The organism is Dehalococcoidia bacterium (assembly GCA_040902535.1).
Classification (GTDB): domain Bacteria; phylum Chloroflexota; class Dehalococcoidia; order DSTF01; family JACRBR01; genus JBBDXD01.
In genome coordinates this window covers 53,243-67,066 of record JBBDXD010000028.1, presented here as the reverse complement: position 1 = coordinate 67,066, position 13,824 = coordinate 53,243, and the positions used below count along the sequence as shown (strand labels likewise).

The 13,824-nt window shown below is 66.2% G+C and carries 16 protein-coding genes; 13 read left to right on the top strand and 3 right to left on the bottom strand.

Going from position 1 to position 13,824, the window contains the following annotated elements; all coding sequences use genetic code 11:
• Positions 1-65: 65 nt before the first annotated feature.
• From rpmG to WEB52_15410, 8 genes are all read left to right on the top strand, one after another.
• Positions 66-230: a 50S ribosomal protein L33 gene (gene rpmG, locus WEB52_15445; protein ID MEX2227830.1), complete on the top strand. Its 165-nt coding sequence runs from the start codon at positions 66-68 to the stop codon at positions 228-230.
• Between the two features lie 15 nt (positions 231-245).
• Positions 246-575, top strand: coding sequence for a preprotein translocase subunit SecE (gene secE, locus WEB52_15440; protein ID MEX2227829.1), 330 nt, complete (start codon positions 246-248; stop codon positions 573-575).
• 3 nt (positions 576-578) lie between these two features.
• A complete protein-coding gene (gene nusG, locus WEB52_15435) occupies positions 579-1,217 on the top strand; it encodes a transcription termination/antitermination protein NusG (protein ID MEX2227828.1) in 639 nt (212 codons plus the stop codon).
• Positions 1,218-1,334: 117 nt separating this feature from the next.
• Entirely contained in the window at positions 1,335-1,760 is a 426-nt protein-coding gene (gene rplK, locus WEB52_15430; GenBank protein ID MEX2227827.1) for a 50S ribosomal protein L11, read from the top strand.
• A 123-nt stretch (positions 1,761-1,883) separates the two neighbouring features.
• Positions 1,884-2,597, top strand: coding sequence for a 50S ribosomal protein L1 (gene rplA, locus WEB52_15425; protein ID MEX2227826.1), 714 nt, complete (start codon positions 1,884-1,886; stop codon positions 2,595-2,597).
• 110 nt (positions 2,598-2,707) lie between these two features.
• A complete protein-coding gene (locus WEB52_15420) occupies positions 2,708-3,067 on the top strand; it encodes an ABC transporter substrate-binding protein (protein MEX2227825.1) in 360 nt (119 codons plus the stop codon).
• A gap of 20 nt (positions 3,068-3,087) precedes the next feature.
• Complete coding sequence (locus WEB52_15415; GenBank protein ID MEX2227824.1) at positions 3,088-4,386, top strand: CoA transferase; 1,299 nt, start codon at positions 3,088-3,090, stop codon at positions 4,384-4,386.
• Between the two features lie 134 nt (positions 4,387-4,520).
• The gene (locus tag WEB52_15410; protein MEX2227823.1) at positions 4,521-5,339 is read left to right on the top strand and encodes a nickel-binding protein; all 819 of its coding nucleotides are present in this window, start codon (positions 4,521-4,523) and stop codon (positions 5,337-5,339) included.
• Between the two features lie 98 nt (positions 5,340-5,437).
• On the opposite strand, the gene WEB52_15405 is transcribed toward WEB52_15410, so the two are convergent.
• The gene (locus WEB52_15405) at positions 5,438-6,742 is read right to left on the bottom strand and encodes a glycine--tRNA ligase (GenBank protein MEX2227822.1); all 1,305 of its coding nucleotides are present in this window, start codon (positions 6,740-6,742) and stop codon (positions 5,438-5,440) included.
• Positions 6,743-7,054: 312 nt separating this feature from the next.
• Here WEB52_15405 and WEB52_15400 point away from each other — a divergent pair, with 312 nt between their 5' ends.
• Positions 7,055-7,417, top strand: a complete 363-nt coding sequence (locus WEB52_15400; GenBank protein MEX2227821.1) for a cyclic-di-AMP receptor — start codon at positions 7,055-7,057, stop codon at positions 7,415-7,417.
• Positions 7,418-7,450: 33 nt separating this feature from the next.
• Positions 7,451-7,936 carry a maleylpyruvate isomerase N-terminal domain-containing protein gene (locus tag WEB52_15395; GenBank protein MEX2227820.1) on the top strand — a complete coding sequence of 162 codons (486 nt, stop codon included), beginning with the start codon at positions 7,451-7,453 and terminating at the stop codon, positions 7,934-7,936.
• Between the two features lie 204 nt (positions 7,937-8,140).
• On the opposite strand, the gene WEB52_15390 is transcribed toward WEB52_15395, so the two are convergent.
• A complete protein-coding gene (locus tag WEB52_15390) occupies positions 8,141-9,817 on the bottom strand; it encodes a glycosyltransferase family 39 protein (GenBank protein ID MEX2227819.1) in 1,677 nt (558 codons plus the stop codon).
• 16 nt (positions 9,818-9,833) lie between these two features.
• Entirely contained in the window at positions 9,834-11,498 is a 1,665-nt protein-coding gene (locus WEB52_15385; GenBank protein ID MEX2227818.1) for a glycosyltransferase family 39 protein, read from the bottom strand.
• A 123-nt stretch (positions 11,499-11,621) separates the two neighbouring features.
• On the opposite strand from WEB52_15385, the gene WEB52_15380 reads away from it, so the two are divergent.
• From WEB52_15380 to WEB52_15370, 3 genes are all read left to right on the top strand, one after another.
• Positions 11,622-12,641: a cohesin domain-containing protein gene (locus tag WEB52_15380; protein ID MEX2227817.1), complete on the top strand. Its 1,020-nt coding sequence runs from the start codon at positions 11,622-11,624 to the stop codon at positions 12,639-12,641.
• A 127-nt stretch (positions 12,642-12,768) separates the two neighbouring features.
• Positions 12,769-13,287, top strand: coding sequence for a redoxin domain-containing protein (locus tag WEB52_15375; protein MEX2227816.1), 519 nt, complete (start codon positions 12,769-12,771; stop codon positions 13,285-13,287).
• A 21-nt stretch (positions 13,288-13,308) separates the two neighbouring features.
• A complete protein-coding gene (locus WEB52_15370; protein ID MEX2227815.1) occupies positions 13,309-13,521 on the top strand; it encodes a zinc ribbon domain-containing protein in 213 nt (70 codons plus the stop codon).
• Positions 13,522-13,824: the final 303 nt, after the last annotated feature.

The following is a 13,824-nucleotide window of genomic DNA, read 5'->3' as shown; positions in this document are numbered from 1 at the left end:
GGCCGGCCCGCGCGATACACTGTCAGGGCGGGCCGTATTGTCCGCCTGAGCGAACCTGAGGACAGATGGCGAAGAAGGAAGACCGGCAGATCATCACGCTCGCCTGCACCGAGTGCAAGGAGCGGACATATACCACGCAGAAGAACCGGCGAAACGACCCCGACCGGCTGGAGTTGAGCAAGTTCTGTCCGCGGTGCCGCATCCACCGGCCTCACCGAGAGGTCCGATAAGGGAGGACACGTCACATGAGCCGCGCACTGCGCCGCCAACAGCTCATCTCCAAGCCGCCGGCGAAGTCGCCGGGCTTCAAGCCTTCGGGGCCGCGACCGCAGAAGAAGCAGCAGGCCACAGCGCAGGCAGAGGCCGCCCGGAAGCGCGGCTTCTTCGACCGCATGGTGCCCGGGTACGTCCGCGACATCATCAGCGAGCTGAAGAAGGTGTCGTGGCCGACGCGCGAGGAGACGACGCGGCTCACAGTGGCTGTGATCGTCGTCGCCGCCGCGATCGGCGCCATGCTTGGCGGTGTCGATATCGGATTCAACTGGTTCGTGGATAACACGATCTTGAGGGACTAGCGCATGGCGCGAAAAGGCAAAGCCGCAGCTCAGGCCGCCGAGATCGAACAGCAGGACCCCGCCGGCGCGGAGTCGCCCGAAGAAGCCGCGATCCAGGAAGGCCGTTCCTGGTACGTGATCCACACGTACTCGGGCTACGAGAACAAGGTGAAGACGAATCTGGAGCACCGCATCCAGACCATGGATGCGAAGGATCTGATTTTCCAGGTCGTCGTGCCGACGGAAGACGAGATCGAGATCCGGGATGGGCAGCGCCGGACGGTGGCGCGCAAGATCTTTCCGGGGTACGTGCTCGTACAGATGATCGACCTGAAGGAAGACGACATCGATTCGAGCCGCGCGTGGTTCGTGGTGCGAAACACGCCGGGCGTGACGGGGTTCGTCGGGTCGGGCACGAAGCCGGTGCCGCTCGAGCCGCCGGAGGTGAAGCGCATCCTGCGCCAGATGCGCGTCGAAGCGCCGAAGGTCAAGGTCGGCTTTGTCGTCGGCCAGAGCGTCCGTATTGTCGATGGACCGTTCCAGGACTTCGTCGGCACGGTGGACGACATCAACCTGGAGAAGGGCAAGGTCAAGGTGCTGGTGTCGTTCTTCGGACGCGAGACGCCGGTTGAGCTGGACTTCTTGCAGGTGGAGCGCCTCTAGGCGAGTAGTCAGTTGTAAGTTCTACGTTGTAAGTTCACGGTTCACGGTGGGCGTCCTCTTCGGGGGCGTCTGCTTACGACTGATGACTTACGACTTACAACTCGGAGTGTAACGACGATGGCAAAGAAGATTCGGGCAGTACTCACGTTGCAGATCGAGGCTGGCAAAGCCAATCCGGCGCCGCCCGTCGGCCCGGCGCTGGGCCAGCACGGCATCAACATCATGGGCTTCTGCAAGGAGTACAACGAGAAGACGGCGAATCAGGCCGGCACGATCATCCCGGCGGAGATCACCATCTTCGAGGATCGGTCGTTTTCGTTCATCCTCAAGACACCGCCGGCGTCTGACCTGTTGAAGAAGGCGGCAGGCATCGAAAAGGGGAGCCGCGCGCAGAAGCGCGAGAAGGCCGGCACGATCACGCGCTCCGATGTCAAACGCATCGCCGAGATGAAGATGAAGGATCTGAACGCAGCAGATGTCGACGCTGCGATGAAGATCATCGAAGGGACGGCCCGCAGCATGGGCATCGAAGTAGGAGCATGACCGCTACGTAGCGCGGGCTTTCAGCCCGCGATAGCAGCGACGGAGGCCGAACGCACACAGAGTGCAAGTACGCCGGCTCGGTCCGCCGAAGGGCGGAATGACGTCGCTGGAGGAGAACGCGAGATGAAGCGAGGCAAGAAGTACGAAGAGAAGGCGAAGCTCGTCGATCCCGAGCGGTTGTATTCGCCCGAAGAGGCGATCAAGCTCGCGAAGGAGACGTCGTTCGCCAAGTTCGATGAGACGGTGGAGTTGCACCTGCGCACGGGGCTCGATCCGCGTCACGCCGACCAGCAGATCCGCGGCACGTCGCTGCTGCCGCACGGCCTCGGCAAGACCGTCCGAGTCGCCGTCTTCGCAGAGGGCGAGGCGGCGCGCAACGCGACGGAAGCGGGCGCCGACGAAGTTGGCGGCGACGACCTGATCAAGAAGGTCGAAGGCGGCCACACGGACTTCGACGTCGCGCTTGCCGAACGCAGCCTTATGGGCAAGGTCGGCCGCCTGGGCCGCGTGCTTGGTCCGAAAGGGTTGATGCCCAACCCGCGCTCCGGCACCGTCGTCGACGCGGACGACATGGCGAAAGCCGTCCGTGATGCGCGCCAGGGCCGCGTCGAGTTCCGGCTCGACCGGACGGCGATCATCCACGTGCCGGTCGGCAAAGTGAGCTTCGACGAGCAGGCGCTGGCGGAGAACATGGCCTCGTTGCTGTCGGAGATCGTGAAGGCGAAGCCGACGGGCGGCAAGGGCGTCTTCATCAAGACGATCACCATGACGACGACGATGGGCCCCGGCATCAAGCTCGACCCGGCGCCCACGCTCGCCATGAAGGCGCCGGCGTAAGAAAGCGGTCAGCATTCAGCAGTCAGCTCGGAGGGGCGCCAATCGGCGCCCCTTCTGCTTCTGTGTCCGAGGGGGTCTTGACACTTCAGGTTGGCCGCCATTAACACCAGATTGACGGCGCGTGGGCGCCCGAGCCGTGGGCGACGCGCCTGGAGCTCGAAGCCGGTGGCGCCGAATTCCTGGACGAGAAGGACATGTGGCCCGATGGCAAGTTCGTCACGACGAACCTCATCGTCCGCACCGAGTTCCTGGAAGACCACCAGGAGGTGGTCGAGCGGCTGTTGCGGTGCGCGCGCTGCACGCCGCGTTCGAACTGGAGAAGGCGGAGGCGGCGGAACTCTCCACGCAACCGTAGCCGGCCGACCTTCACTCGCCGGATGAGACCTCCCGGGGGATGCACGTCTCCTGCCGCCCGCTTCACCCTTCCCAGCACCCCGCCCTATACTGGCCGCACCCTGCGCGGAGCGTGAGCCGGGAACGAGAGGACGGGATGGGCGAGAACGCACACAACGGGCCGCTGGTGGGCGTCAAGGCGCTCGAGTTTTCCGAGATCATCGCGGCGCCCTTCGGCGGCATGCTGCTCTCCGACATGGGCGCCGATGTCATCAAGGTCGAACCGCCGGGAGGCGATCCCTGGCGCGGCTTCCAGCCGCTCGGGCTGAAGGAAGGCCGCGGTTACATCTCGCTCAACCGCGGCAAGCGCGGCATCGTGCTGGACCTCACCGCCGCGGAAGGGCGCGAGGTCGCGCACAGGCTCGCCGAGCGCTGCGACATCGTCATCGTGAACTACCGGCCGGACGTGGCACCGAAGCTGGGCATCGACTACGCGACGCTCTCCGCGAAGAATCCGCGCCTGATCTATTGCGACAACACGGCGTTCGGACGGCGCGGCCCGTATTCGCACCGCCCGGGCTACGACATCATCGCCCAGGCAGTGACGGGCCTGATGTCCGTCGAGGGGCGCCAGGAAAACGGCGTGCCGCTGCTCAACGCGCTGCCATCGGCGGACCTGTCGACGGGCATCGCGATCGCGTGGGGCATCTGCGCGGCGCTCTACGCGCGCGAGCGTACCGGCAAGGGCCAGTGCATCAGCACGACGCTGATGGCGAGCGCCCTGCTGATCCAGAACACGCGCTTCATGTCGATCGATGCGGTCGATACGGAACGTCGTGAGGCGGCGATCGACAAGATCAACGAGCTGCGCAAGCAGGGCGCCCCGTACAAGGACCAGATCGGCGTCATCAGCGCGGTGCGGCCCGTCGTCGGGAACATCTACTATCGGTGCTACAAGACCGCCGATGGATTCGTCGCCGTCGGATGTCTCAGCACGCCGCTGCGCAGGAAGCTGATCGGCGCACTCAGCATGGAAGACTGGCGCATCGGCAAGCGCCCGGATGAGGTCGACGCCAGCGACCCCAAGGTCAAGGAGTACGGCGCCGGACTCGTGGCGCAGGCGGAGGCGCTGTTCGCTTCCAAGCCGACGGACGAGTGGGTGACGATCCTCGATGCCGCGGGTGTGCCGGCCGGCCCGCTGAAGTTCACCGAAGAGCTGCTCGAAGACCCGCAAGTGCAGGAGAATGAGTTCGTGGCGTCGTTCGACCACCCGCTGATGGGGCCCGTGCGCCAGATGGGACCGATGCTCCAGATGTCGGAGACGCCGCTGCGCGTGCAGGGCCCCTCGCCGACGCTCGGCGAACACACTGACGAAGTGCTCCGCAGCGCCGGCTACAGCGACGACGCCATCGCTGCGATGCGTGAGAAGGGCGTTTTGGGCACGCCGGTCGAGTGAGCGCGCGCTCCTCCTCGTGTCTCCGCCGTTCGACGGAGACTTCTTTGCCGTTGGATGCTTCCCGCCCCCTGCCGCCCGGTCCTACACTGGTTGATGCCGACATTACCGAGAGAGATTGAGCTATGCCGCTGTTCATGGACGTCCATCGGAACGCGCAGGGTTTGACGCGCGAGCAACTGGAGCAGGCGCACATTGGCGACCTGCAGTTCCAAGAGAAGTACGGCGTCCGCTACATCACCTACTGGTGGAACGCTGACGCGGGCAACGTGTACTGCCTGGTCGAGGCGCCTTCGCAGGAGGCGGCGACGGCGGTGCACAGCGAAGCGCACGGACTGGTCGCCGACACCTTCATCGAAGTCGAACCGATCACTGTGAACGCGATGATGCACCTGCGGCAGGAAGATCTGCCGAACGGGCAGACCGCGCCCGACACCGGCGAGATCGACTCGGGCCTGCGGGCGATCATGTTTACCGACCTGGCCGGCTCGACGGCGATGCTCAACGCCCTCGGCGATGACGCGGCTCTGCGGCACGTCGCGGCGCATAACAAGATCCTGGCGTCATGCCTGGACGATCACGGCGGGCGCCGCATTAAGGCCACCGGCGATGGCATCCTCGCGACGTTCAGTTCGGTCTCGCGCGCGGTTGCCTGCACCGTCGCGATCCAGCGTGCGTTCGCTGCGCACAATGCTACGAATATTGGCCCGCCGCTCGACGTGCGCATCGGCCTTTCCGCGGGCGAGCCCGTGCAGGACAGCGACGACCTGTTCGGCGTCGCGGTGAACCTCGCCGCGCGCGTCTGCGATTACGCGGACGGCGGCTCCATCTTCACGGTGAACGTCGTGCGCGAGCTGTCCATCGGCAAGGGGCACACGTTCGTCGACCGCGGCGACACGATGTTCAAGGGGTTCGCCGATCCTGTGCGCGTGTACGAGGTCGCGTGGCGGGATTGAGTTGTAAGTCTTGAGTCGTCAGTTCCCAGTTTCGAGTTAGGCTTCTACGTTCAAGCAGCGGATCTCGACTAGAACGGCCACTGGCACATCCAGCTCCTTCACGACACGTCGATCAGTCGCTCTCGCAGAGCGTCGACGACGCCTTCGATCGGCACGCGGACCTGCGCCATGCTGTCGCGCTCGCGGATCGTGACGGCGTCGTCCTCTTCGACGGTCTGAAAGTCCACCGTCACGCATAGCGGCGTGCCGATCTCGTCCTGGCGGCGATAGCGCCGGCCGATGCTCTGCGCGTCGTCGTACTGCGTCATCCAGTGCTTGCGCACCAGTTCGTGTACCTTGCGCGCCGCCGGCACCAGCTTCTCGTTGCGGCTCAGCGGCAGGATGGCGACTTTGATCGGGGCGATGGCCGAGTGCAGCCGCAGCACGACGCGCTTCTCGCCCTTGTCGTCGGTCTCTTCGTCGTAGCCGTCGGTCATGAACGCGAGCATGCAGCGCCCGACGCCGAGCGCCGGCTCGATGACGTGCGGCACGATGTGCTCCTTGCGCTCCTCGTCGTAGTACGAGAGCGCCTTGCCGCTGGCCTTCGCGTGCTGCGTCAGGTCGTAGGCGCCGCGGTGCGCCACGCCTTCCAGCTCACCCCAGCCCATCGGGAAGCGGTACTCGAAGTCCGACGTCGCCTGCGAGTAGTGCGAAAGCTCCTCCTGCGCGTGGGCGCGGATGCGCAGGTTCTCCATCTTCATGCCGAAGCGCCGGTACCAGGAGCGGCGCTCTTCGATCCAACGCTGATGCTGTTCGAGTGACGTCTCCGGGTAGCAGAAGTACTCCATCTCCATCTGCTCCAGCTCGCGGACGCGAAAGATGAAGTTGCGCGGCGTAATCTCGTTGCGGAACGACTTGCCGATCTGCGCGATGCCGAACGGCAGCTTGCGCCGCGTGGTGTTCACCACGTTTTCGAAGTTGACGAAGATGCCCTGCGCCGTCTCGGGCCGCAGGTAGACCACCGCCGCATCGTCCTGCACCGGCCCGAGGAACGTGCGCAACATCAGGTTGAACATGCGTGGCTCGGTGAACTGGCCCTTCGCGCCGCAGGTGGGGCATACGTCGGAGTCCAGCTCGTCGGCGCGGAAGCGGCCCTGGCAGTTGCGGCAGTCGACCATCGGGTCGGTGAACGTCTCGACGTGACCGCTCGCGCGCCAGACGTCCGGGTGCATGAGGATCGACGCGTCGAGCCCGACGATGTCGTCGCGCTCCTGCACCATCGCCCGCCACCAGGCGCGCTTGATGTTGCCGGTCATTTCGACGCCGAGCGGGCCGTAGTCCCAGGCGCCCTGCAGGCCGCCATAGATCTCGCTGCTCTGGAAGATGAATCCGCGCCGTTTGCACAGCGAAACAAGCGTCTCCATGTCGACGTTCGGCTTCGCTTCGCCGGTCATCCCCGGATCGGTGTGCGCTGCGTCGGCCACGGTTGTATCCACCTCCAGCGTTGTGAGGGACAGACTACAGGCTCGGGTGCGGACATAACAGGTTGATCGTGCGTCGTCACACTGCACTTGTCTCACGACAAGCGGGTTCAAGCTTGGATGTTGAAGACGTCCCCCTTCACGCCGTTGAACCAACCACCCCCGACCACCGACGACCGCCGACTGACGACCGTCAATTGACAGCCTCGATCCCGCGGCACTACGATCCATGTGGCGGGCGCAACGGGAGGTGTCTTGGAGAACGGACAAAATGGCCAGAACGGCCAGCTCAAGCTCGTCGTCATCATCGCGTCCGACTCCGACGCCGAACGCCTCACCAAGAAGCTCGTCGAACAGGGTTACCCGGCCACCAAGATCAGCAGCACCGGCGGCTTCCTCCGCAAGGGCAACGCCACGATTCTCTCTGGCGTCGAGGCCGCAGAGGTTGACCAGATCGTCGCCATGGTCCGCCTGGAGTGCTACGCCCGCACCGAGTACGTGCCCGTGCAGACGCTACCGTTCTTCGGCGAAGGCTCCGTATTGCAGGAACCGATCGAGGTGCGCGTCGGCGGCGCCATCCTGTTTGTGCTCGACGTGGAGCGTTTCGAGAAGACGTGAGCAGCCGTCAGTGACCAGCTAGCCCTGTGGATCATGAGTGACCGTTCGTACGTGGAATGGGTGGCGCCGATCGCGCGCACGCTCGCGCAGGACAATCGCGCGCTGTTGGAGTTCGCGCGCGCACAGCCGCTTGAGTTCTGGGACCGCGCGAGCGTCGCCGAGGGCTGGAGAAACCGCGACATCCTGGCGCACGTCGGCGGCGGCAACGATCAGCTCTTGCAGATCGTGTTGCGCGCCACCATCTCCCGTAAGCCGCTTGGCCCGGAAACGTTCGGCATCGATACCGACGACGCGAACGCGCGCGGAGTCGAAGAACGGCGCGCGTGGCCGATCGACCGCGTGATCGCCGAGATCGAAGAACGCCAGGAAGAGACGCAGTATCTGTTCTCGCAGCTCAGCGACACCGACCGCGACGTCCGCGGCGGGTCGCCGATGACGCTCGGCGACTTCCTGCGCCTCGTGCAGGAAGAACGCCACGATCGCGAGCACCTGCAGCAACTGCGAGCCTCGTCAACATAGGGGCGCAGCTCCGTGCGGACGAAGCCACGTACGACGTCACGCCAGCCATCGCGACGAACAGACGTCATCCTGAGCGAAGCGAAGGATCTGGTCACGAGCAGTGACACATCGCGCAGCTCGTCGTCGGCACGCCAACGCCCGCCCATCGACGACTGACGATCCACTCCCCCCACGGCTGACGGCTGACGGCTGACCGCTGAGCACCTACTCCAGCACATACGCGCGGAATAGCACTTCATCATCGCGCGTGGACTCGATCAGCCGGCCGCCGCGGTGCGTTCGCATGATCCGATCCATATCCCTCAGGTAGTCGCCCATCACCACGAACGCCACGCGACCCTCGCGGTCGATGTCGTACCGCACTTCGCTGTCCGGCATATCGGCGGCGGAACCGTACTCGCGCGAGCGGTCTTCGCCCACGACGTCAGGCGCGAGGAAGCGCACCGTCTCATAGGTCAGGCGCCAGCGGTCGCTGTAGAAGTAGATGTAGGTGTCGCGAGGCAAGTCATCCATCACCTCGGTCGCAGCTTCGAGCTGATAGGGATAGACGACGCGCATCGTGAACGTGTCCTGCGCCGGTCCGAAGTAGTCGTACGTCGCCTGCGCGCCGGCATACGCCGGCACGGCGGCGACCAGCGCCATGCCGGCGACGCCGATCACGTCGCGGCGCCGCTCGCGCAGGACGTCCCACAGCATCGCCAGCGGAATCGCTGCCAGCAGCGCGAGGAAGGGCGCAAGGCCGAGCGTCCGGCGAAAGAGGCCATCGTTGACCGTGAGCAACGCGCCCCACGGCAAGATGAGCACGGCCGCGACGCAGACGGCGTACTCCTTGCGTCGTATGTTCCAGATCGCGATTCCGAGACCGGCGAGCGCGAGGAAGTAGATCACCGGCTCGACGGGCGGCAGTCCGAACTCGGCCATGCCATCGCCCTGATCGGGGCGGTCGCCGAGGATCAGTCCGTTGTGCCACTCGCGTGCGCGGTCCCACAGCACGTCGGCCTTGTCGGCGAGACTTCCGTCGTCCCATCCCTCGGAGTGGGTGACGCCGACGACTCGTTGATGCCGTTCGTAGAGTTCGCTGTCCTCCTGCATGAAGCGCAGCAATGGCAAGGCGAACAAGAGCGCCACCGCCGCGAACGCGAACGCGAGATACAACGCCCGCAGCCTGTCCGTGCGATTTCTCTGCTCGAACAGCATCCATGCGACGGGCACGAAGGCAACCGGCACGAACAGCAGGTACGCGTTGTACGTATACACGCCCAGGCCCGTGAGCGAGCCGGCCAAGACGAACAGCTCCGGGCGGCGATGCTTGAACGCGAGCCACAGCGCCAGCAGTACGGCGACTTCCATGAAGGGCCACGAGATCACCATGAAGCCGGTCCGGCCCAGGTGCAGGTGCCAGGTCATCACCGCGAGGATCACAGCGCCGAAGACGCCCACCGTGCGGTTGAACATTCGCGAGAACGCCAGGTACGCGAGCGGGATCGTCGCGATGCCGAGCAGCGCCATCGAGAAGCGGACGGTGAACGTCGTTTCGGGCAGGAACGTGAAGAGCAGCGCGGCGAAGTAGATCGGCCCCGTCGGCTGGCCGAGCGCGCTGTCCACGTAGACGCCGATCCAGCCTTCGTCGAGGATGCGGCGCGCGTCGAGGCCGGTCCACGCCTCGTCGCCGTGCAGCCCCAGCGGCACGCTGTCCAGGCGCCATAGCCGCATCGCCGCCGTGAACGCGGTCAGCGTGACGATCGTAACGATGTCGAACGTCGTCAGCCCGGTGCGCGCGATCAGGCCGGTCGTTGCGGCGGCGTTCGCTGGAGCGGCGCTGACAGGCGCGGCATGCGGGCCGCTGTCCGCGACCTCCGCCGCTTCGTCACGAGATGCCATCGCGGATCAGCTTCTGCTACTGCGGGGGCAATCGCAAGGCGACGAACGAAGGCTGGCCGTCCGCCAGCGGTCCGTCGAGCACCTCGGCTTCGGGATAGCGCGCGGCGAGTGCATTCGCCTGCTCGCGGTACGAGCCGACGAGCACGATGACAGCCGTCCGCGATCGGTCGAGGTCCTCGAAGCCCGCCCGCGTGCCTTCCCGGGCGAACTGCTCGGATCGGTCCTCGAGGTCGCCGTCCGCGGAGGACTTGTCGGGCACCAGGTACTGCACCGTCTCGTAGTTGATGCTCCAGCGCTCCGACGCGAAGTAGATCTTGGCGTCGTCTGGCTCGTCCTTGATGAAGTTCGCCGCGTGCGTGAGTTCGGGACTGTAGACGAACCGCGACACCGGCTGGTCGCGCGGTGCATCGAAGTAGCGTTCGACGTTGATGGCGCCGTAACCGGCCAGCAGCGTGATCACGAGCGCGGTGAGGATGCCGCGCTGCGAAGGACGCTGCTCCGCGAGCGACTGCCAGACGTAGCCCAACAGCACAGCCGCCGCCATCAAGATGAACGGCAGCAGCCCCAACGAGCGTCGATGGTAGCCGCCCTGGCTCCAGAGCGGCCCGAACAGCACGAACGGCATGATGATCAGCGGCAGCAGGTACGCCGCGCGCCGCCGCCTGATCGCCAGCAGCACGCAGACGCCCAGCCCGGCACCCGCGATCACGACGGTCACCGTGTCGAGCGCCGCCGTCGTGCCCGAGCCGTCCGACGCGTCGGGAATGCCCTCGGTGAGGAGCGTGCGCGACAGGTTCGTGGCGTTTTCCCAGTACAGGTCGACTTTCGCGCCGGTATCGCCCGCCTCGTCGGCGGCCTTGTATTCAGGCGTATTGCTCACCGCGAAGACGATTCGGTCGTGCTGATAGCCGACGGCGTCCGACGTGATGTACGGCCACATGGACTGGATGGTGAGCAGCGCCATCAGTCCCATCACCAGCACGTTGCGCGCGTGGACGATCGCCGGCCGCGGCCGCTCGATCGCCCAGTGCACGAGCACGAAAACGCCGAGCCCGAGCGCGAACAGGGGATAGGAGTAGTAGCCGTAGATCCCGGCGCCCACGACGAACCCCGCCGCCACGGACCATGGCCACCAGCGATGCTTCAGCGCCAATGCCACCGCGAGCAGCGACGCGAACTCCGTGAATGGCATCGCGGAAGCGGTGTAGCCGGTGCGGTTGTAGAAGATCAGCCACGAGGAGAACGCGATGAGCACCGCGCCGATGTACGCCGTCGGCCGGTCGAAGAGTTCGCGCAGCGCGAAGAAGCCGAGCACGACCGTCCCCACGCCCAGCAGCGCCATCGGCAACCGCACGGCTGCGATCGTGGAGCCCATGACGGCGACGAAGGGCGTCGTCCAGTACATCGGCCCGGAGGGCTGCCCGAGCGCTGCCGCCGTATACGGCCACAGGTCGACGCCATCGAGGATCTTCCGCCCGTCCAGCCCCGTCGAGGCCTCGTCGCCGTGGATCCCGTAGGGGTAGTTCGCCAGGTCGTAGGTGCGCACGACCAGCGCGACGACGGCGATCGCCGTTACGAACGCCAGGTCGATGGCCCAGGCGCTGGTGAGCCACGCGGGCAGCGTGCGGTTCGCGACACGCGTCCGCGCCGGGGCCGCCTCGATGGTCTGTTGGGCGCTCATCGAGGCGCATCATAACCCAACGGTCAGACGCGGCGCGCACCGGGCCGGCGCACCCACCGCCGCGCGGGTGCCAACACCTTGCGCGCCCCGTGCTCAGCTTCCGATACCCCATCGAGGAGCACCATGCAGGGACGCCGTGTACGCGGTCGCGGTCTCGCGCGCCTTCCGTTCGCCGGAGCGGCGCTCTGCGCTGTCGCCTTCGCGCTGACCTTCGCCGCCGGCGTCCACGCCGCGCCTGCGGGCAGCGTCAGCATGAACCCGGCCAACACCTCGCTCGACGTCGGCGATACGGTCACGCTGACCCTCGACCTCGGCGGGCTCGATATTCACGAGGTGCACCTCGGCGTCACCTACAACGCGAGCGTCGTACAGGTCGTCGATGCGGACGCCGGCGCGGCGGGCGTGCAGGTGCTGCCGGGGCCCTTCCCCGGCGACGATAGCGTCGGCAACGTGCTGCAGAACATCGTCAGCGCGGGCATCATTAACTACCAGTACGCGCTCGACGGGAACGACGAAGTGAGCGGCACCGGCACCGTCGCGACCGTGCAGTTCAGCGCCGTCGCGAACGGAAACGCGAACCTTGCGTGGAGCGTGCGCACCATCACCGACGCAAACGGCGCGACCGCGACGGCGAGCGGTTCGGCTGCGATCCTCGTCGTCGGCAGCATCGCGCCGACACCGACGCAGACGCCGGCGCCGTCTGACACGCCCGCGGCGACAAATACGCCCGGCGCCACCAACGCGGCCGCATCGACGCCGACGTCTGCTGGATCCGCGACGGCCACGCGCACACCGACAGCGACCCGCACCGCGACGTTTACCCCCACGCCCGGCAATCCTCCCGCGAGCGAGATCGAGCCGACATCGACGCCGCGCATCACGGTGATCTCCAACTCGAACGCTCCGACGGCGCGCGGCGGCGTCGACCCCAGTCAGACGGACCGCGCGAACGGACTGCCGGACGCCGGCAACGACGACTCGTCGATCCAGTGGTGGCGCTGGTCGTTCTTCGGCGGCGCGCTGATGCTCGCGGCTGCCGGATGGTTCTTCACGTTCGCCGTGCACTACGGCGATCGCGAGGTGGTGTTGATGGACCGCTGGGAAGCGCGTCGTAGGGACCACCGCCGGCTGCCCCGCCGTTGACGCGTTGGAAGCGCGAGGCGGGATGCGGGAAGCGGGATCTGGAACCAGGGGACGACCGCTGCTAAGTGGCATTTGCCGCGGTCGATCATCTAGTGGGCTTCTAACCGCCTTCGAGGGGGGACGGACTATGACCACGCAGCCGCACATCGCTGACTCCAGCTTCCCGGCGCCGGACTTCACGCTCCAGCGCGACGACGGCGCGGAAGTACAACTCTCGTCCTTGTGGGCAAAACGGCCGCTCGTGCTCGTGTTCCTCGGCGACCTTGCCAATCCGTTCACCGGCGATAACGCAGCCCAGCTCCGCGACGCCGATGAGGCCTTCGCGAAGGTCGACGCCGATATCGCGGCGATCGTCGCGAGCGCGCCGGAGCAGTCGCTGCGATTCCGGCATCACTGGCTGCTGCCGTATCCGCTGCTCAGCGATCCGGGGCGGCGCGCGTACGAGGCGTTCGGTGTGCGACCGTCGTCTTCGGCGACGTTCGTCGTGGCGACGGACGGGCTGGTGACATACGCGCGGCACGCGAGCAACCTGGCGGACTACCCGCCGACGAGCGCGCTCATCGCCGCCATCTGCGATGCTACCGGTGCGGAGCCGCCCGCCCCGCCGCCGCCGTCGCTCGTGCTGCCGCAGGACGAACCGCTGTAGCGCATCGAAGACGGGCGCGTCGTGCAGGTGGAGCGGTTCAGCTGCGCGAAGTGCGGCTACAGCGGCTGCGAGCGCGGCGAGATCGCGACGGCCGGCGGCTTCCTCTCGCGATTGCTCAACTTACAGCACCGCAAGTTCGTCGCGGTGAGCTGCCGCGGGTGCGGCTACACGGAGCTGTACAGACGCACGACGGGCATGGCGGGCAACGTCGTGGACTTCCTCGCGGGGTCGTAAGAGCGGTTCACCGCAGAGGCGCAGGGGTGCTACATACGAGCGCGGGCTTTCAGCCCGCGCGGCAATGCGACCGCTCGTCCGTGATGTTCGGAAAGTGCGCGGCGTCGGCGTGCATCCCTCGACGGACGATGACACTTCATGAACCGAAACAAGCGCGGGCTGAAAGCCCGCGCTCATGAAATACACAAATCTCTGCGCCTCTGCGCCTCTGCGTCTCGGCGGTTCCGTCGCTCCGAAGACCGACGACGGTAAGAGCGGTTCACCGCAGAGGCGCAGGGGTGCTACATACGAGCGCGGGCTTTC

Bases quoted from the DNA above. Each gene is read 5' to 3' on its own strand.
- WEB52_15405 (MEX2227822.1), bottom strand. From the start codon at position 6,742: ATGGAGACGCTTGTTTCGCTGTGCAAACGGCGCGGATTCATCTTCCAG.
- nusG (MEX2227828.1), top strand. From the start codon at position 579: ATGGCGCGAAAAGGCAAAGCCGCAGCTCAGGCCGCCGAGATCGAACAG.
- WEB52_15410 (MEX2227823.1), top strand. From the start codon at position 4,521: ATGGACGTCCATCGGAACGCGCAGGGTTTGACGCGCGAGCAACTGGAG.
- WEB52_15385 (MEX2227818.1), bottom strand. From the start codon at position 11,498: ATGAGCGCCCAACAGACCATCGAGGCGGCCCCGGCGCGGACGCGTGTC.
- rpmG (MEX2227830.1), top strand. From the start codon at position 66: ATGGCGAAGAAGGAAGACCGGCAGATCATCACGCTCGCCTGCACCGAG.
- WEB52_15390 (MEX2227819.1), bottom strand. From the start codon at position 9,817: ATGGCATCTCGTGACGAAGCGGCGGAGGTCGCGGACAGCGGCCCGCAT.
- WEB52_15375 (MEX2227816.1), top strand. From the start codon at position 12,769: ATGACCACGCAGCCGCACATCGCTGACTCCAGCTTCCCGGCGCCGGAC.
- WEB52_15380 (MEX2227817.1), top strand. From the start codon at position 11,622: ATGCAGGGACGCCGTGTACGCGGTCGCGGTCTCGCGCGCCTTCCGTTC.
- WEB52_15415 (MEX2227824.1), top strand. From the start codon at position 3,088: ATGGGCGAGAACGCACACAACGGGCCGCTGGTGGGCGTCAAGGCGCTC.
- rplA (MEX2227826.1), top strand. From the start codon at position 1,884: ATGAAGCGAGGCAAGAAGTACGAAGAGAAGGCGAAGCTCGTCGATCCC.
- secE (MEX2227829.1), top strand. From the start codon at position 246: ATGAGCCGCGCACTGCGCCGCCAACAGCTCATCTCCAAGCCGCCGGCG.
- rplK (MEX2227827.1), top strand. From the start codon at position 1,335: ATGGCAAAGAAGATTCGGGCAGTACTCACGTTGCAGATCGAGGCTGGC.
- WEB52_15395 (MEX2227820.1), top strand. From the start codon at position 7,451: ATGAGTGACCGTTCGTACGTGGAATGGGTGGCGCCGATCGCGCGCACG.